This window comes from Pantoea phytostimulans (assembly GCF_046118715.1).
Classification (GTDB): domain Bacteria; phylum Pseudomonadota; class Gammaproteobacteria; order Enterobacterales; family Enterobacteriaceae; genus Pantoea; species Pantoea phytostimulans.
Genome location: NZ_CP173698.1, coordinates 2,018,911 through 2,037,120, shown reverse-complemented (window position 1 = coordinate 2,037,120; position 18,210 = coordinate 2,018,911). Strand labels below are relative to the sequence as shown.

General features: G+C 53.1%; 16 protein-coding genes. 10 read left to right on the top strand and 6 right to left on the bottom strand.

Features of this window, described 5'->3' with window-relative positions; all coding sequences use genetic code 11:
* Positions 1-39: 39 nt before the first annotated feature.
* The 4 genes from purC (at position 40) to ypfH (ending at position 4,477) form a co-directional block, all read left to right on the top strand.
* Entirely contained in the window at positions 40-753 is a 714-nt protein-coding gene (gene purC / locus ACF2G4_RS09450) for a phosphoribosylaminoimidazolesuccinocarboxamide synthase (RefSeq protein WP_215845909.1), read from the top strand.
* Between the two features lie 130 nt (positions 754-883).
* Complete coding sequence (locus ACF2G4_RS09445; protein ID WP_215845911.1) at positions 884-1,750, top strand: neutral zinc metallopeptidase; 867 nt, start codon at positions 884-886, stop codon at positions 1,748-1,750.
* Positions 1,747-3,723: a tRNA(Met) cytidine acetyltransferase TmcA gene (locus tag ACF2G4_RS09440; protein ID WP_409074728.1), complete on the top strand. Its 1,977-nt coding sequence runs from the start codon at positions 1,747-1,749 to the stop codon at positions 3,721-3,723. The genes ACF2G4_RS09445 and ACF2G4_RS09440 overlap by 4 nt, the downstream gene beginning before the upstream one ends.
* Positions 3,724-3,796: 73 nt before the next feature.
* Positions 3,797-4,477: an esterase gene (ypfH, locus tag ACF2G4_RS09435; protein WP_409074727.1), complete on the top strand. Its 681-nt coding sequence runs from the start codon at positions 3,797-3,799 to the stop codon at positions 4,475-4,477.
* Positions 4,478-4,508: 31 nt separating this feature from the next.
* On the opposite strand, the gene ACF2G4_RS09430 is transcribed toward ypfH, so the two are convergent.
* The 3 genes from ACF2G4_RS09430 to ACF2G4_RS09420 are packed head-to-tail and all read right to left on the bottom strand — an operon-like array spanning position 4,509 to position 6,215.
* Positions 4,509-4,694 carry a YpfN family protein gene (locus ACF2G4_RS09430; RefSeq protein ID WP_047715355.1) on the bottom strand — a complete coding sequence of 62 codons (186 nt, stop codon included), beginning with the start codon at positions 4,692-4,694 and terminating at the stop codon, positions 4,509-4,511.
* A 23-nt stretch (positions 4,695-4,717) separates the two neighbouring features.
* On the bottom strand, positions 4,718-5,845 hold the full coding sequence (gene dapE / locus ACF2G4_RS09425) for a succinyl-diaminopimelate desuccinylase (protein WP_409074726.1): 1,128 nt from the start codon (positions 5,843-5,845) through the stop codon (positions 4,718-4,720).
* A 1-nt stretch (position 5,846) separates the two neighbouring features.
* On the bottom strand, positions 5,847-6,215 hold the full coding sequence (locus tag ACF2G4_RS09420; protein ID WP_215845917.1) for an ArsC family reductase: 369 nt from the start codon (positions 6,213-6,215) through the stop codon (positions 5,847-5,849).
* A 370-nt stretch (positions 6,216-6,585) separates the two neighbouring features.
* Here ACF2G4_RS09420 and ypfM point away from each other — a divergent pair, with 370 nt between their 5' ends.
* Positions 6,586-6,648 carry a protein YpfM gene (ypfM, locus tag ACF2G4_RS09415; protein ID WP_215848231.1) on the top strand — a complete coding sequence of 21 codons (63 nt, stop codon included), beginning with the start codon at positions 6,586-6,588 and terminating at the stop codon, positions 6,646-6,648.
* Between the two features lie 180 nt (positions 6,649-6,828).
* Here ypfM and acrD read toward each other — a convergent pair whose 3' ends face one another.
* The 3 genes from acrD to narQ all read right to left on the bottom strand — a co-directional run bounded on the left by acrD (position 6,829) and on the right by narQ (position 12,507).
* A complete protein-coding gene (acrD, locus tag ACF2G4_RS09410) occupies positions 6,829-9,945 on the bottom strand; it encodes a multidrug efflux RND transporter permease AcrD (protein WP_215845919.1) in 3,117 nt (1,038 codons plus the stop codon).
* A 184-nt stretch (positions 9,946-10,129) separates the two neighbouring features.
* The gene (locus tag ACF2G4_RS09405; RefSeq protein ID WP_215845921.1) at positions 10,130-10,750 is read right to left on the bottom strand and encodes a response regulator; all 621 of its coding nucleotides are present in this window, start codon (positions 10,748-10,750) and stop codon (positions 10,130-10,132) included.
* 68 nt (positions 10,751-10,818) lie between these two features.
* The gene (gene narQ, locus ACF2G4_RS09400) at positions 10,819-12,507 is read right to left on the bottom strand and encodes a nitrate/nitrite two-component system sensor histidine kinase NarQ (RefSeq protein ID WP_409074725.1); all 1,689 of its coding nucleotides are present in this window, start codon (positions 12,505-12,507) and stop codon (positions 10,819-10,821) included.
* Positions 12,508-12,754: 247 nt separating this feature from the next.
* Here narQ and ACF2G4_RS09395 point away from each other — a divergent pair, with 247 nt between their 5' ends.
* From ACF2G4_RS09395 to napA, 5 genes are all read left to right on the top strand, one after another.
* Positions 12,755-13,027 carry a YdgH/BhsA/McbA-like domain containing protein gene (locus ACF2G4_RS09395; protein ID WP_409074724.1) on the top strand — a complete coding sequence of 91 codons (273 nt, stop codon included), beginning with the start codon at positions 12,755-12,757 and terminating at the stop codon, positions 13,025-13,027.
* A gap of 273 nt (positions 13,028-13,300) precedes the next feature.
* On the top strand, positions 13,301-14,806 hold the full coding sequence (ansP, locus tag ACF2G4_RS09390; protein WP_243077431.1) for an L-asparagine permease: 1,506 nt from the start codon (positions 13,301-13,303) through the stop codon (positions 14,804-14,806).
* A gap of 174 nt (positions 14,807-14,980) precedes the next feature.
* Positions 14,981-15,451 carry a ferredoxin-type protein NapF gene (napF, locus tag ACF2G4_RS09385; protein ID WP_409074723.1) on the top strand — a complete coding sequence of 157 codons (471 nt, stop codon included), beginning with the start codon at positions 14,981-14,983 and terminating at the stop codon, positions 15,449-15,451.
* Positions 15,444-15,722, top strand: coding sequence for a chaperone NapD (locus tag ACF2G4_RS09380; protein WP_215845928.1), 279 nt, complete (start codon positions 15,444-15,446; stop codon positions 15,720-15,722). The genes napF and ACF2G4_RS09380 overlap by 8 nt, the downstream gene beginning before the upstream one ends.
* Complete coding sequence (napA, locus tag ACF2G4_RS09375; RefSeq protein ID WP_409074722.1) at positions 15,719-18,205, top strand: nitrate reductase catalytic subunit NapA; 2,487 nt, start codon at positions 15,719-15,721, stop codon at positions 18,203-18,205. The genes ACF2G4_RS09380 and napA overlap by 4 nt, the downstream gene beginning before the upstream one ends.
* Positions 18,206-18,210: the final 5 nt, after the last annotated feature.

Below are 18,210 nucleotides of genomic sequence, written 5' to 3'. Positions count from 1 at the left end.
CCGTTGAACACCGGTTATTTCATGTTTGGAGTTAACAAAATGCAAAAGCGAGCTGAGTTGTATCGCGGTAAAGCGAAAACCGTATACAGCACCGACAATCCGGATCTGCTGATACTCGAATTCCGCAACGATACGTCAGCAGGTGACGGGGCTCGAATCGAGCAGTTCGATCGTAAAGGAATGGTAAACAACAAATTTAACCATTTTATTATGACCAAGCTGCAGGAAGCGGGCATTCCTACCCAGATGGAAGCGCTGCTTTCTGACAACGAAGCGCTGGTGAAAAAGCTGGAAATGGTGCCGGTTGAGTGCGTAGTGCGTAACCGTGCGGCAGGTTCACTGGTTAAGCGTCTGGGCGTGGAAGAGGGCATGGTACTCAATCCGCCACTGTTCGATCTTTTCCTTAAGGATGACGCCAAGCACGACCCAATGGTCAATGAATCTTACTGCGAAACCTTTGGCTGGGTGAGCAAAGAGAATCTGGCTCGCATGCAGGAACTGACCTTCAAAGCCAACGACGTCCTGAGCAAACTGTTTGATGATGCTGGCCTGATTCTGGTCGACTTCAAACTGGAGTTCGGTCTGTTCAACGGCGAAGTGACGCTGGGCGATGAGTTCTCGCCAGACGGCGCGCGTCTGTGGGACAAAGAGACCCTGGATAAAATGGACAAAGACCGTTTCCGTCAGAGCCTTGGCGGTGTGATTGAAGCCTATGAAGCGGTTGCACAGCGTCTGGGCGTGAAACTCGACTGAGTGACGTTGATCTGATGCGGTAAAAAGAGGCGCTTCGGCTCCTCTTTTTCATTTTGCAGCAAAGCTGGTGATTGCTCCGGCGTGCAACTAAAATCATGCCATCTAAGCAAAACGCGAAATGGAGTGAAGCATGCGCTGGCAAGGGCGTCGCGAAAGTGACAATGTAGAAGATCGACGTAATCAGTCGTCGGGTTATGGAACAGGACGCCAAATTCGAATCCCGCGCGGCAAAGGCGGTATCGTGCTGCTGATTGTGGTCGCAGTGGCAGGATATTATGGTTATGACCTGACAGCGTTGTTAACGGGTGAGCAAGTTGCGCCATCCAGTCAGCAACAGCAGCGCAGCATCAACAGCAATCAGGATGAGGCGGCAAAATTTACTTCAGTGATCCTGGCGACCACAGAAGACACGTGGGGCAAGCTGTTCAAGCAGATGAACAAGCAATATGCACCGCCTAAACTGGTGATGTATCGCGGTGCTACCCGTACCGGCTGCGGCACGGGCCAATCCGTGATGGGCCCCTTTTATTGCCCCGCTGATCAAACGGTTTATATCGATCTCTCTTTCTACGATGAGATGAAAAGCAAACTCGGCGCGGGCGGTGACTTTGCGCAAGGGTATGTCATTGCGCACGAAGTCGGCCACCATGTGCAGAAGCTGCTTGGCATTGAACCCAAAGTGCGCGAAATGCAGCAAAATGCCAGTCAGGCGCAGGTTAATCAGCTGTCAGTGAAAATGGAACTGCAGGCTGACTGTTTTGCCGGTGTTTGGGGTCATTACATGGAGCAGGAAAGAATCCTCGAAGTGGGCGATCTGCAAGAAGCGTTGAATGCAGCCGAAGCGATTGGCGACGATCGTTTACAGCAGCAAAGCCAGGGCCGCGTGGTGCCAGACAGCTTTACGCACGGTACGTCGCAGCAACGTTATACCTGGTTTAAAAATGGCTATGACAGCGGCAATCCCGGTCAGTGTAATACGTTCGCGAACAACAAATGACGCTTGAGGAAATCAGCCGCCAGATGCAGCAAGCAGGCATTCGGCGGCTTTGCGTTATCAGCGGCGAAGCGGATTGGTGTTTATCTACGGCACAAAACTGGCTCAACAGATTAACCGGTGACTGGCTGTGTATCAGCGCGTCGCCGCTGTTTTCCACGCTACACTGCGCGCCCGGCGCACTACGTACCTTGCTGGGTCGCGAATTTCTTCACGCTGTGTTTGATGCCCGTCAGGGATTTCATGCTGAAGCCTTTGCTGCCCTCGTCGGTACGCTGAAAGCAGGAAGCTGGCTGTTACTGCTGGCGCCCGCCTGGCGCGATTGGCCCGGGCACACTGACAATGACAGCGTGCGCTGGGGCGATGTAGCAGAACCGATTGCGACGCCAAATTTCATTCATCGCCTGCAGCAGCTTATCGACGTGAACGAGCATATTGTACTGCATCGTCAAGAACAGAACCTGCAGATTACCCCCTTGCCGATGCTAGCCAACTGGCAATGTCGGGCACCGCAGCAACAGCAAGCTATTCTCGCGCAGCTTATTAATCAATCCAGTGGCGTCGCGGTTATCACTGCAGCGCGCGGACGCGGTAAATCTGCCTTAGCAGGCATGCTGGCACAGCAAAATACCCGCTGTTTAATCACCGCGCCGGCAAAAGCGTCCACCGAGGTGCTGGCGCGTTTTGCCGGCGAGCATTACCACTTCATGGCACCTGACGCCATTCTCGAACAGGCGACAACGCCAGACGCTGACTGGCTGATTGTCGATGAGGCCGCTGCTATTCCTGCGCCGCTGCTGCATGCGCTGCTGGCGCGTTTTCCGCGGGTATTGCTGACGACCACGGTGCAAGGCTACGAAGGCACAGGCCGGGGTTTTATACTGAAATTTTGTGCCGAACTGGCGCAAGTTACCTATTTCACGCTGGATGAGCCGTTGCGCTGGTCGCGTGCCGATCCGCTCGAAAAATGGCTTAATCAGGCGCTGATGTTTGAAGATGCGTTACCGGCGCCAGTAAACCGTGATGCATCCATTCAACGGCTCAACATGGCAAGCTGGCCCGAAAACCAAACGCTGCTTGAGACGGCTTACCGCTTGCTGACCAGCGCGCACTATCGCACTTCGCCAGTAGATTTACGGCGACTGCTAGATGCTCCCGGCATGCATTTGTGGTTAGCCGGTGACGCGCCAGGTTTAACCGGCGCATTATGGCTGGTGGAGGAGGGCGGTTTATCTATCGATCTTGCGCGCGCTGTTTGGGCGGGGCGACGGCGACCACGCGGCAACCTGATCGCACAATCATTGGCTGCCCACAGCGGATTTGTCGAGGCTGCCACGCTGCATTCATTACGTATTAGCCGTATCGCCGTCGCGGCAGAATGTCGCCGTCAAAAGATCGGGCTGGCCTTGGTTGAGGCAGCGCGCGCTGCCGAACTGGGCTGCGATTACCTTTCGGTCAGCTTCGGCTACACTGAATCTCTCTGGGCTTTTTGGCGCGCCTGCGGTTTTACCTTGGTGCGTATCGGTAGCCAGCGCGAGGCCAGTAGCGGCTGCTATGCGGCGATGGCGATTCGTGCCATCACACCCGCGGGGCAAAAGTTGCAAGATGCTGCAGCGTTGCAGCTTGCGCGCGACTGGCCCGTTTTACAGCGCCATATCAATATCAAACTCGCGTTGGTGCCCGTAAAGCAATGGTTTACTGCTCAAGATTTACCGCTGGTCGCCGGTTTTGCATGGGCGCTGCGTCCCTTCGAAGCCAGTTTGCCGGTATTGCAGCGTTTAATCAGCGCGACGGATCGGCCGGTTTCACTGCTTCGGGCTGCCGTTGAGACGCCTGATGCGCTAAGCGCACTGGCAAAGCAAGCTGGATTAAGCGGACGCAAAGCGATCGTCTCGGCGTTACGCCAACAGGCAGCCGATGCGCTTGTCGCGCTGGATGCAAAAAGCGCGGAGGCTCTGCGTCAGCAATGGCAATAATTCCACAGACTCGTTCAAATATTCCCAATATCATTTACTGCGCCGCGGCGTAAAGTAAATGAAGGAGGTCAATATGGCATTGCAATACGTTATCGTTCAGCAGCCGGTTAAGGCTGCACAACTCTTTTTGCTTTATCACGGCGTTGGCGACAATCCTGATGCGATGGGTGAAATCGGCAACTGGTTTGCCCGAACGTTCCCGGAAGCCTTGGTCGTATCGGTAGGTTCGCCAGGCTTGAGTCGTCAATGGTTCGCTGAAGCGCCAACCCACGATCAAAGCGAGCAGCAGCGAGTGAATGCCGCACTGCCGCAATTTGTGGATTCGGTTCGTCATTGGCAGCAGGAAAGCGGCGTACGCGCGGAAGCAACGGCGCTGATCGGTTTTTCGCAGGGCGGCAGCATGGTGCTGGAAGGCGTGAAAGCCCATACCGATTTAGCGGGGCGCGCGGTTATCTTCAGTGGGCGTTTTACGAGCCTGCCGGAAAAGGCCAGCACCCGCACCACGATTCATTTGATTCATGGAGAAGATGACGACGTCATTCCAGTGCAACATGCTGAAAAAGCGGCGCAGTCTCTGACCGCGTTGGGTGGCGATGTCACTCTGGATATTGTGGAGGATTTGGCGCATGCCATTGACGATCGCAGTATGCAGCTGGCATTAAATCATCTGCGTTATACCGTACCGAAGCGCTATTTTGATGAAGCGTTAAGTGGGGCGAAACCGGGTGATGATGATGTCATCATGATGATGTGAAACAGCCCTCGCGTTGGCGAGGGCTGTTGAATCACTTTTTCTTGGGCCAGTCGTCGTCGTCCCATTTATCGTTGAAATCACGATGCGGCGGCAGGTCCGGTTTGTTATCCATAAATTTCTTATGATCAATGCGCTTCAGATCTTTATAGACGTTCATCAGCACGCCGACCATCAGCAGGATCACTAAGATCCACCAGTAATCTTTAATAAACTCCATTTCCCCACTCCTTACGATCGCGATCAGGCGATCAATTGTTCCATGATGCGCTGGTACATTCGGCTCAACATTTGTAGGTCGGACGCCTTCACGCACTCGTTAATTTTATGAATTGTGGCATTTACCGGGCCCAGCTCAACCACCTGCGCGCCCATGCGGGCGATGAAACGACCATCCGAGGTTCCACCGGTGGTTAACAGTTGCGGCTTAATCTCATTATAGTGCGCTATTGCGTTGACCACGGCATCGACCAATTTGCCGCGTGAGGTCAGAAACGGTTGGCCTGATAATTTCCACTCAATGGTGTAACGCAGCTGATGGCGATCCAGCAGTTCGGCGACGCGCTGGCGAATCGTCACGTCGGTCGATTCTGTGCTGAAGCGGAAGTTAAACTGCACAAACAGCTCGCCAGGGATCACATTGTTACTGCCGGTTCCGGCCTGCACATTGGCAATCTGCATGCTGGTTGGCGGGAAAAATTCGTTACCGCGATCCCATTCCACGGCCGCCAGTTCAGCGAGTGCAGGCAGGGCGCGGTGTACCGGGTTATCCGCCAGGTGCGGATACGCCACATGGCCTTGAACACCGTGAACGGTGAGGTTGGCGGTAATCGAACCGCGACGACCATTTTTAACCACATCACCCACGACTTCAGTGCTGGACGGCTCGCCAACCAGACAATAATCCAGGCGTTCGTTACGTGCCATCAAGCGTTCAACCACTTTCACCGTGCCGTTGGCCGCGCTGGCTTCTTCATCGGAAGTAATCAGAAACGCCAGGCGCCCTTTATGCTGCGGATGCGCGGCGACGAAACGTTCAGCCGCCACCACCATTGCGGCCAGCGAGCCTTTCATGTCTGCTGCGCCGCGTCCAAACAGCATGCCGTCACGAATAGTAGGTTCAAAAGGAGGATTAATCCAACGGTTCGCATCACCCGGCGGAACGATATCGGTGTGGCCGGCAAACGCCAGCGTTTCGCCTTGTCCACGCGTCGCCCAAAAGTTCAGGGTGTCATCAATGTTCATGGTTTCGATATGAAAACCAATCGCTTCCAGGCGCGCAATCAGCAGCGCCTGACATCCGGCATCATCTGGGCTGAGAGAAGGACGACGGATAAGCTGCTGTGTCAGCTCAATGACCGGACAAAACATATTATGACTTCTCCTGGATAAAGTTCTGGTAAGTAGTTTCGTTAAAGCCGAGCAGTAGCGAACCCTCTGGCGCGCGTAACAATGGACGCTTGATAATGGCGGGTTGCGCCAGCATCAACGCTTTGGCGCTATCAGCATCCGTGATCGCTTCACGTTCGGCTTCCGGTAACTTACGCCAGGTCGTGCCGCGCGTGTTCAGGAGCTCTTGATACCCCAGCGTGTCAATAAACTGCTGTAACTGCTCATCGTTCAGGCCATCTGCGCGGTAATCATGAAAACGATAGTCGATGCTGGCAGCCTCTAAAAAGCGGCGGGCTTTTTTAATCGTGTCGCAATTTTTTATTCCAAACATCGTCCAATGCGCTGTCATCGCTGGTTCCTGTCATAAAAGTAAAGCGCGAGTTTAACATAGTGTGATCCTATGCGGCATCTGACCTCTGTTAGAGAAGGGAAAACAAAGCTTAACTAACCCTGCGAAAGCGGTTTCAATATCGTCCTAAATTGTTACTTACTTCATCATTATCATTCTAAGAATTTCCTCATGTACAAAATTTATGCTACCGCTGGGTTAAAAATAAATAAATCCTGTCGCCTTAATAAGTTGCTGAAATGTGCGTCAGCAATCATATCCAGCAAAGTAAAGCTTTTATTCGCCTCTGCCGATAGTGATAACAGGTGTAAACGTATTCACTTGAAGAAAAAACAGGCGTAAAATTATCAGCACAATAAGAGAGGTTTTTATGATTGATACAGAAATGGGGAACTGGAAAGAATTTATCGAAGCGATGTTACGCCACAAGTAACACGTGATGAAAAAAGCAGGGTATTTCCCCCCTTGCTGAAATTCTGACTACACACATAAAAAGGCAGCCATGATAATGGCTGCCTTTGTTTTTTCATGACACAACTCAGGTCACATTGATCTTGCTCGCTGAGTTCTGTCTCGAATTTACTTCACGATGCCGCTTTACGCTGGCCAGACGTTAATCATGCGGTTTATCACGCGCCGGAAAACGGCGACGCACCACCACAAAAAACAGCGGGACAAAAAATATCGCTAGCACTGTGGCTGAGATCATCCCGCCCATCACGCCTGTGCCGACCGCGTGCTGACTACCGGAACCCGCACCTGAACTGATTGCCATTGGCAGCACGCCAAAAATAAACGCCAGCGAGGTCATCAAAATAGGACGCAGGCGCTGCCGCGAGGCTTCCAGCGTCGCTTCAATCAGCTCTCGGCCTTTGCTGTTCATCTCATTAGCGAACTCAATAATCAGAATGGCATTCTTGGCCGATAAGCCAATCACAGTTAATAATCCGACCTGGAAGTAAACGTCATTCTCCAACCCGCGCATCCAGGTCGCGATTAACGCACCCACCACACCAAGCGGCACCACCAGCATGACCGAGAAAGGTATCGACCAGCTTTCATACAGCGCCGCCAGACACAAGAACACCACCAACAGAGAAATGGCATACAGCGCTGGCGCTTGCGAACCGGACAAGCGTTCCTGATAGGATGCGCCAGTCCACTGAAAGCCAACGCCCAGCGGCAGCGCATTCACCAGCTTTTCCATCTGGTCCATTGCCGCACCGCTGCTGACGCCAGAAGCCGCTTCGCCGACTATCTCCAGCGAGGAATAGCCGTTGTAGCGTTCAAGTCGCGGTGAGCCGGTTTCCCAGCGGCTGGTGGCAAAAGCAGAGAAGGGCACCATGCGCCCACTGCTATTGCGTACATACCATTTGTTAATATCACCGGGCAGCATGCGGAATTCAGGTGCGGCCTGCACATAGACTTTCTTAACGCGACCGCGATCAAGGAAGTCATTAACATAGGTTGAACCCCACGCGGTGGTCAGCGTGTCATTAATCGTATCGATTGAAACACCCAGCGCCTGAGCTTTACGCTCGTCTACATCAATTTGCAGCTGCGGGCTGTCATCCAAACCATTGTGACGTACGCGCGAAAGCAATTTGTCGCTACCCGCCATCTCCAGCAATTTGTCGCGCATGGCCATTAACTGGCTATGTCCGGCACCTGCATGATCTTGCAACTGCATGTCAAAGCCTGATGAGCTGCCCATACCGGTAATCGCTGGAGGGCTACTGGCTATCACGCGACCTTCCTTGATTTTCTGGAATGCGGCAGTGGCGCGCTCAATGATAGCGAATGAGGTGCGATCGGCGCCCGGACGCGCTTCCCAATCTTTTAGACGGACAAACAGACGCGCAACGTTTTGACCATTTCCGCCGGGACCTGCACCGATGGTTGAAAACACCGACAACACATTCTCTTTTTCTTGCGTCATGTAGTAGTTCTCAACCTGGGCCACCACGTTAGCGGTTTGCTGCAAAGTTGAACCCGCGGGTAATTGCACCTGCGTCAGGAAGACGCCGCGATCTTCCAGCGGTAAAAACGAGGTCGGTAATTTAATAAACAGAAACGCCATCACGCCAATAATGCCCAGGTATAACACTAACCAGCGGCCGCCTTTCATCAGGATGCGGGCCACGCCACGTTCGTAACGCTCAGCATTGGTGTTGAAGTGACGATTGAACCAGCCGAAGAAGCCACGGCGTTCATGGGTTTCGCCTTGCGCTATTGGCTTCAGTAACGTGGCACAGAGTGCCGGTGTGAGGATAATTGCCACCAAAACCGACAGCACCATCGCTGACACGATAGTGATCGAGAACTGACGATAGATCGCGCCTACGGTGCCGCCAAAGAAAGCCATCGGCACAAACACCGCCGACAGCACCAGAGCAATACCGACCAGCGCGCCCTGTATTTGCCCCATCGATTTTCGCGTGGCGGCCCGCGGCGATAAGCCTTCCTCGCTCATGATGCGCTCAACGTTTTCCACGACGACGATGGCATCATCCACCAACAGACCAATCGCCAGCACCATGGCAAACATGGTTAATGTGTTGATACTGAACCCACAGATGTATAACACGCTGAATGTGCCAAACAGCACCACCGGCACGGCGATGGTGGGAATCAAGGTGGCACGAAAATTCTGCATAAACAGGTACATCACCGCGAACACCAGCACGATCGCTTCAAGCAGCGTTTTTACTACGTCTGTGATCGAGGCTTTGACAAACGGGGTGGTTTCATAAGCGATCTTGGCTTCAAGCCCATGAGGAAAATAGTGCGACAGTTCTTCAATACGCGCACGCACCAGCTTGTCGGTATTCATCTCATTGGCACCGGAAGCGAGCTTAACGCCCAGGCCAGAAGCTTGTTGGCCGTTGTAACGGCTGAGGTAATCGTACTTCTCCGCGCCCAACGCGACGCTTGCAACATCGCCCAGCGTGACGACTGAACCATCAGGATTATTCTTCAACGTGATCGCTTTGAATTGCGCGGGCGTTTGCAGCATTGATTGCGCATTCACCGTGGCGTTCAGGGCTTGTTTATCCACCGCCGGTAAACCGCCGACCTGGCCCACGGCAACCTGGGCATTCTGCGATTCGATGGCGCTAACAACATCATCTGTCGTCAGGGAATAGGCAATTAATTTATTGGGATCAAGCCAAATGCGCATCGCATATTGTGAGCCGTAAGCATCTACCTGACCCACACCGTCAATACGACTCAGCGGGTCCTGAATGTTACTGGCGACATAATCTGCAATATCCTGCTTGTCCATGCTGCCATCGGTTGAGACGAAAGCGACCATCAATATATTGCTGTCACCGGTTTTATTGACGGTAACGCCCTGCGATTGAACGGCTTGCGGCAGTTTACGTAACGCAGATTGCAGCTGGTTTTGCACCTGCTGGCGGGCTTCATCAGGATCGGTCCCGGCGGTAAACGTCAGCGTGATTTGTGCCTGGCCGGTGTTGCTGCTGTTGGATGACATGTACATCAGGTTATCGATGCCTGTCATGTTTTGCTCAATCACCTGCGTCACGGTGTTTTCCAGCGTTTCTGCGGATGCGCCGGGATAGTTAGCCGTGATACGAACGTTAGGAGGAGCCAGATCGGGGTATTGCTCAATAGGAAGTGAAATGATGGACAACGTGCCACAAAGACACAACAAAATCGCCAGAACCCAGGCAAAAATGGGACGGTCGATGAAAAAATTCGACATCGAATCGACACTCCTTAGCAGCGTATCGTCATTATTATAAAAAACGGTTCCTTAATGAAAAGGACGCGAAGCAGGGGGGAGGGAAACGCTATCATCCACGATTTCCTGCCGTAACCTACTCTACGTGCGACATTATGGTAAATCGTGGAGAAATTGTGGAGAAAGTGTAAAACAGCCCGGTAGGTTAATTATTTCTGCTCTCCAGCCACATCACAGTAGCCGCAACGCGTGAGCGCACATCAAGTTTGCGCAGCATATTGCGGATATGTACTTTCACTGTTTCTTCAGAAATATGCAGGGTGGTAGCGATTTCTTTGTTTGATAATCCGCGCGCCACTTCCTGCAACACATCAAGTTCACGTTCTGTCAGCTGGCGAAACGGATTGGCACTGTATTGACGCGTAGCGAGATAATTTTCAACCGCTTCACTGAAAACTTTTTGCCCCTGCGCCGCCTGCATAATCTGACTAAGCAACATGTCGGGATCGCTATCCTTCAGCAGATAACCATCAGCACCCGCATCCACCATGGCGTAAATATCGCTACGGGCATCCGAAACGGTGAGCACCAAAATACGTGATGAAATCCCTTCATGGCGCAGCGCTTTTAAGGTATCCAGCCCCGACATGCCTTTCATGTTCAGGTCGAGCAGGATGACATCGGGTGTCAGGCGACGCGCTTCGGCCAGCGCTTCGGTGCCGTTATTTGCTTCGGCTACCACTTCCAGCCGAGGCTCAAGCGTCAGCAGTTGGCGGATGCCACGGCGCATGAGCGGATGATCATCCACAATCATTAAGGTCAGCATGTTTACTCCCGGTAAAAAGGCGCTGTCGTGCCTTGAACAGTCTGTTTGCGGTTACGCTTTTTATCTCGCTATTCAAGCGGATGAGGCGGACGCGGCGAAAAGCGCAACGCCACCTGTGTTCCCTGCGCTTGCGCATTGATGCTTAAGCTGCCCGATAGTCGTGCAGCCCGTTCTGCCATTGTGGTTAAGCCGTAATGTCCCGGCGGTTCATCGAGGCTGGCAATGCCGACGCCATCATCGGTGATGGTCAGCAGATGCTCACCCTCGTCGGTTCGCTGATACTCCACCGCAATTTTGCTCGCGTTAGCATGACGAATGGCGTTCACGACTGCTTCGCGCGCAATCTGCAACACGTGCACCTGCTGCTGTGCATCAAGGCTTTGTAATCCCGGCTGATAATCAAAACTGATTTGCGCATCAACCTGCTCTTGCAGCGGCAAAATCATCGCCTGCATTGCTGCGACTAAATCGGCTTGTTCGATAGTCAGACGAAAGGTCGCCAGTAATTCTCGCAGCTGACGATAAACATCGGCTAGCGCACGATCAAAGTCTGCGATGATTGTATGTGCGGCATGATCAGATTTATCCACGGTGCGGCGTAACAGCGTAAGTTGGATACGTAAAAATGAAAGCCCCTGCGCCAGCGAATCATGCAGTTCGCGCGCAATAGTGGCGCGCTCCTCAATCAGCAGCATCTGTTGATATTGCTTTTGAGTTTGCCAAATCCAGATGGCGCGCCCCAACATGGCCGCCAGGCTGCGCATTAACGCTTCAGGTGGTTCGCTATCAGACGCTTGCCAGCACAGTTCGCCAATTTGCTGCTCGTCCTGCTGCAATGGCACGCGCTGCCACGCTTTTTCGCTGCGACTCACACCCGCGCAAAACAAAAACTTGTCACTTTCCAGCCGAATTGCCTCTACCTTTTCATTCGCCAGCACGTTCGCTAGCACACTTTCAAATAGCGCGGGATGCAGCGGGCTGGCGGTCAACATTTGCGAGCTGTTGTACAGCAGCGAAAGGGTGCGATTAGCTTCGGTTAGATCGCTTGTTTTCGTCCGTACCGTGCTTTGCAACAGCTGATAATGCGTTTGCAACCGTGATGCCATGCCGCTAAAGGTTTGCGACAGCACCTTGAGTTCATTTTCCTGCACGACATTCAGTGGAGGAAAAGCGAAATTACCGCTCTCAATGTAGCGACTGGCAGTAACCAGTGCGTTCAACGGGCCAACCACTTGCTGGCGGGTAAAACGAATCGTCATCAACGCCAGCGCCACAATGGCGATCAAGCCCACCAGGCTACTGACAGCGACCAAATGCATCTTCACTTCAGCGTAATGCTGCAATCCCAGCACGAAACGATCAATTTCGTTGACGTAAATTGCGACCTGCTGTTGATAGAGGTTGGCATCACCCTGTTGCAGATTTTGTTGCAGCTGCGGCCAGGCGCTGCGCAGTCGGTGATAGCGATTAATTACTTCTTGCGGTACCCAAGGGCGATCAAGATTGTGTAATGCCGGTGCGTCCAGCGTCTGCTGGTAAAGAGTTAAATGATGCGCGAGCTGTTGCGGTTCACGCGTGGCGTCCCACGCCAAACGATAGCTCTGCATACGTAAAGAACCGGCCAGATTGATGGCTTCCGCGTCGCGCAGGCTGCTGGAAAGCGTGATCAGGGCCAAGCCAGTGCTCAACAGTGATAGCAGAACGATAGCGGTAAGCGCTTGGGCAATACTGCGAGTAACAGAACGTTTCACAATCACCTTAATATCCCTGGTTTGAGCGCGGGATTATAAAAGAGTCGGCGTACCGCGCCAAGCAACGCCCCGCAATATTCAGACAGACTGTTACAGGTTGTACAAAAAACAACCTAAACTGACAGTATCCAGGATTAAAAACCTGGTGGTGGTTAAAGATTAAACAAGTTTACAGTGTGACCATGTTGGCTTTCATTATGGCGCTAATAATTCATACCGTAATAACCGAAATCATCTTGCTTAGGAGCATCCCATGAAAAAACTGACTGCAGTTCTGGCCGGTGCCCTGCTGGCTTCTGCTTCATTTACCGCCCTGGCGGCCGCGCCTGTTGATCGAGAGCAGGCGCAAGGCATGCAAAGTTTAGGCAGCGTTTCTGTCTCCAGTGTAAGAGGTTCTATGGATGACGCCACAGAACAACTTTCACAAAAAGCCGAAGAGATGGGCGCAAGCCATTACCGTGTTATCGGTGTTGATAATCCAGGCGATTCCAGCTTGTGGACCGGCACCGCAGAAATTTATCGTTAATCTCGATCCGCTTTCCATCCCTGTAGCTTTTACCGGCCCGCCAATGGCCGGTTTTTTTGTGCGTTAAAAACCCTTCTTACAATTCAACCTGTGCATCCCGGCGGTATATTTTGCTTCGTTCACGCAGAACGGGTAGGATTCATCGCCGTAAATTCCCGCGCCGCTTTCTTCTCACTCACAGGCTGGCGCACAGAGGAAAATACCCCATTTCGCACGGTTTAACGCAAACGATTGGTTTGCCGTGGATTGATGGTCAGGACAAACAGGAAAGCTATGAAATCTACAAAAAAATCAGCAGCCGAGATGCGCGCTGCGAAAAGACGCTGGCTGAACTCTCATGACACCGGCTACCAAAAAGCGATGGGCAACCGTCACGTTCAAATGATTGCGATTGGTGGTGCCATCGGTACCGGCTTGTTTCTCGGTGCTGGTGCGCGTTTACAAGCGGCTGGCCCGGCGTTAGCCATCATCTACTTAGTCTGCGGTATCTTCTCTTTCTTTATCTTACGTGCTTTGGGCGAACTGGTTTTACACCGTCCAAGCAGCGGCAGTTTTGTCTCTTACGCACGCGAATTTCTCGGTGAAAAAGCGTCATATGTGGCTGGCTGGATGTACTTCGTTAACTGGGCAATGACCGGTATCGTGGACATCACCGCCGTGGCGCTTTATATGCATTATTGGGGCGCGTTTGGTGATGTGCCGCAATGGGTATTTGCCCTTGGCGCGCTGGCCATTGTTGGCACCATGAATATGATTGGTGTGAAATGGTTCGCTGAAATGGAGTTCTGGTTTGCACTGATCAAAGTGCTGGCGATCGTGGTTTTTCTGGTGGTGGGTGTGGTGTTTTTGGGCACCGGCAAACCGTTGGATGGCAATACCACTGGCTTCCATTTGATCACCGATAATGGCGGTATGTTCCCGCACGGCTTGCTGCCTGCATTGGTCTTGATTCAGGGTGTCGTTTTTGCCTTCGCTTCTATCGAGTTGGTCGGAACGGCCGCTGGCGAATGTAAAGATCCACAGACCATGCTGCCTAAAGCGATCAACAGCGTGATTTGGCGTATTGGCCTGTTCTACGTTGGCTCGGTTGTTTTACTGGTGTTATTACTGCCGTGGAATGCGTATCAGGCGGGTCAAAGCCCGTTCGTTACTTTCTTCTCGAAACTCGGTATGCCTTACATTGGTAGCATCATGAATATCGTCGTGCTGAGTGCCGCGCTGTCGAGTCTGAACTCGGGCCTCTATTCAACTGGCCGTATTCTGCGCTCTATGTCGATGGGCGGCTCGGCGCCAAAATTCATGTCAAAGATGAGTGGACAGCAAGTCCCTTACGCCGGCATTTTGGTCACCATTGGCGTTTACATCATTGGCGTGGTGCTGAACTATTATGTGCCGTCGCAGGTGTTTGAGATTGTCCTGAACATCGCTTCGCTGGGCATCATCTCTTCATGGGCATTTATCGTGGTGTGTCAGTTGCGCCTGCGTAAAGCGATCAAAGAGGGCAAAGCGGATGATGTTAGCTTTAAGCTGCCAGGCGCGCCGTTTACCTCGTGGCTGACGCTGCTGTTCCTGTTCAGCGTCCTGGTGTTAATGGCATTCGATTATCCAAACGGTACCTACACCATCGCCTCAATTCCGTTGATTGCTGTGGTGCTGGTGCTCGGTTGGTTTGGCGTGCGCAAGCGCGTTAATGCCATCGCTCAGACCGAACATGATCATCTGCACAGCCATGATGATGATGTTAAACCCAGCAAACTGGCCGATGAATCCTCGCACTAATTTGCGTTGATCCTCCGTTAAAGCCAGCCTTCGGGCTGGCTTTTTTGATCTCGCCTCATACTGCTTCCCCTTCCTTTGATCCACCTTCAGGAATTACTCCCTTCGAGTGATATACCCCTGTAAACCCTCAGGCTATTTTACGCGCCAACACACTATTCATTCGACGAGGGCGCAATGGCGCTGTCACGCAGGGGATTTTTAACCGGGCAACGACGCACGAGTACGCCGAACGGTTTCACTTTGCCTTGGTGGCGTCATCAACCCGGCTGTGATGGCTGCGCACGCTGTGTTGACGCGTGCGACACGCAAATTATTGTTCTGCTTTCTGGCAGCGAGCCGCAGATAGATTTTTCACAAGGTGAATGCACCTTTTGCGGTGCCTGCGCGGATGCTTGCCCACAGCCGTTATTCACCTTACGTGATGCTCAGCCTTGGCCACTCAGAATAAAAATTGATGAGCGCTGTATCGCTTTTCAGGGCGTGAACTGTCGCAGCTGTCAGGAGAGTTGTGAGCAGCAAGCCATAACATTCCACTTCAACAGGTTGGGCGTAGCGCAACCGGAAGTTCACCCCGAAAACTGTACCGGATGCGGCGCCTGCATCGCGCTTTGCCCGGTCTCTGCAACAGGATTAGCGCATGCGTAATGAAAATAGCTGGCATGTTTGCGGCCTGGTAATTCAGGCGCGCGCGGCGGATATCGCCGCAGTGCAGTCAGCGTTACTGGCAATGGATGACGCGGCAATCGCGGCGGCATCAGAAGAGAAAGGCTCGCTGGCCGTGACGTTGGGCGCACCCGATGCCGCCAGCCTGCTGAGAAATATTGAGTCAACGCGAGAGATTCCCGGCGTGTTAGCCGTTTCGCTGGTCTATCACCAGCAGGATGAAGAGCTGGAACAGAGTAAGGAAGCATCATGAGCGTAAGTCGTCGTGATTTTATGAAAGCTAACGCGGCGGCTGCGGCCGCGATGGCCGCCGGTTTAACCATCCCGACGGTGACGCAAGCCACGCCTGGCATGGGTGAACCGATTCGTTGGGAAAAAGCGCCGTGCCGCTTTTGTGGCACCGGCTGCGGCGTGCTGGTAGGAACGCAGAATGGGCGTGTGGTGGCCTCGCAAGGCGATCCACAAGCAGAAGTGAACCGCGGTCTGAACTGTATCAAAGGCTATTTCCTGCCCAAGATCATGTATGGAAAAGATCGTCTGACACAGCCTTTGCTGCGCATGATCGACGGACGTTATGACAAGAACGGCGAGTTTTCCCCGGTTTCCTGGGATCAAGCATTCGACATCATGGAGGAAAAATTCAAAGCAGCGCTGAAAGCCAAGGGGCCAGAATCGGTAGGCATGTTCGGCTCAGGTCAGTGGACGGTATGGGAAGGTTATGCCGCCTCTAAATTGATGAAAGCCGGTTTTCGTACCAATAACCTTGATCCTAACGCGCGTCACTGCATGGCATCAGCGGTGGTGGGTTTTATGCGCACCTTCGGCATGGATGAGCCAATGGGCTGCTACGATGATATCGAACAGGCCGACGCCTTTGTGCTGTGGGGCTCAAACATGGCCGAGATGCATCCGATTCTCTGGTCACGCTTGACAGCGCGCCGCCTCAGCAATGAAAACGTCAAAGTGGCGGTGCTTTCAACTTACCGTCACCGCAGCTTTGAATTAGCCGACAATGCGATGGTCTTTACGCCGCAGACCGATCTGGTGATCATGAATTTCATCGCCAACTACATCATTCAAACCAATCGGGTCGACAAAGATTTCCTGGCACGTCACGTCACCTTACGTAAAGGCGCAACGGATATTGGCTACGGTTTGCGTCCTGGCGATCCACGTCAAAGCACGGCGAAAAACCCGGACAGCGGTGATTCAACGCCGATCAACTTTGATCAATTTGCCCGACACGTCTCCGAATATACCGTTGAGAAAGCCAGCCAGATGAGCGGCGTGGAGCAGGATCAACTGCTGGCATTGGCTGAACTTTATGCCGATCCAAACGTGAAAGTGGTTTCATACTGGACCATGGGTTTCAACCAGCACACGCGCGGTGTCTGGGCAAATAACCTCTGCTACAACCTGCATTTGCTGACCGGTAAAATCTCGCGTCCCGGCACCGGCCCGTTCTCGCTGACCGGCCAGCCCTCCGCCTGCGGTACAGCGCGTGAAGTGGGTACGTTTTCCCATCGGCTGCCCGCTGATATGGTGGTGAACAATGATAAGCACCGGGCGCTGGCTGAAAAGCTGTGGAAGCTGCCGAGCGGCACCATTCCCGCCAAAATCGGTTTACATGCAGTGGCGCAAGATCGCGCACTGAAAGATGGCAAGCTCAACGCCTATTGGTCAATGTGTAACAACAACATGCAGGCCGGGCCAAACCTCACCGAAGATCGCATGCCTGGTTGGCGCGATCCGCAAAACTTCGTAGTGGTCTCCGATCCTTATCCCACCGTCAGCGCCTTATCTGCGGACCTCATTTTGCCTACCGCAATGTGGGTAGAAAAAGAGGGCGCGTATGGCAACGCCGAGCGCCGCACGCAGTTTTGGCATCAGCAGGTCAAAGCGCCGGGCGAAGCAAAATCTGATCTCTGGCAGATCGTGAATTTCTCTAAACGCTTCAGGTTAGAAGAGGTGTGGCCGGAAGAACTGCTGGCGCAGGATCCCAGTCTGCGTGGCAAAACACTTTATGACGTGCTTTACGCAAATGGTCAGGTTGACCGGTTTCCGCTGAGTGAAGTGGCAGACGATCGCCTGAATGATGAAGCACGTGCGTTTGGCTTCTATCTGCAAAAAGGCTTGTTTGAAGAGTACGCCAGCTTTGGTCGCGGTCATGGTCACGACCTTGCGCCGTTCGATGCTTATCACGAAGCACGTGGCTTGCGCTGGCCCGTGGTGGAGGGAAAAGAGACCCGCTGGCGCTACCGCGAAGGTTACGACAGCTACGTGAAAACCGGTGAAAGCGTGCGTTTTTATGGCCAGCCAGACGGCAAAGCGGTGATTTTTGCGCTGCCGTACGAGCCACCAGCGGAAATGCCGGATGAGGAATACAACTTATGGTTCTGTACCGGTCGCGTGCTGGAACACTGGCACACCGGCACCATGACGCGCCGCGTGCCGGAGTTGCATCGCGCTGTGCCGGAAGCGCTGCTTTACATTCATCCGCTGGATGCGAAATCGCGCGGTTTACGCCGTGGCGAGCAGGTGCGTGTGGTTTCACGTCGCGGGGAAACTTTCGCTCATGTGGAAACGCGGGGTCGTAACCAACCGCCGCAGGGGCTGGTTTTCATGCCGTTTTTTGATGCGGGTGTGATGGCGAACAACATTACGCTGGACGCGACCGATCCGCTCTCAAAACAGAACGATTATAAAAAATGCGCCGTTAAGCTGGTTAAAATTTAAGGCAG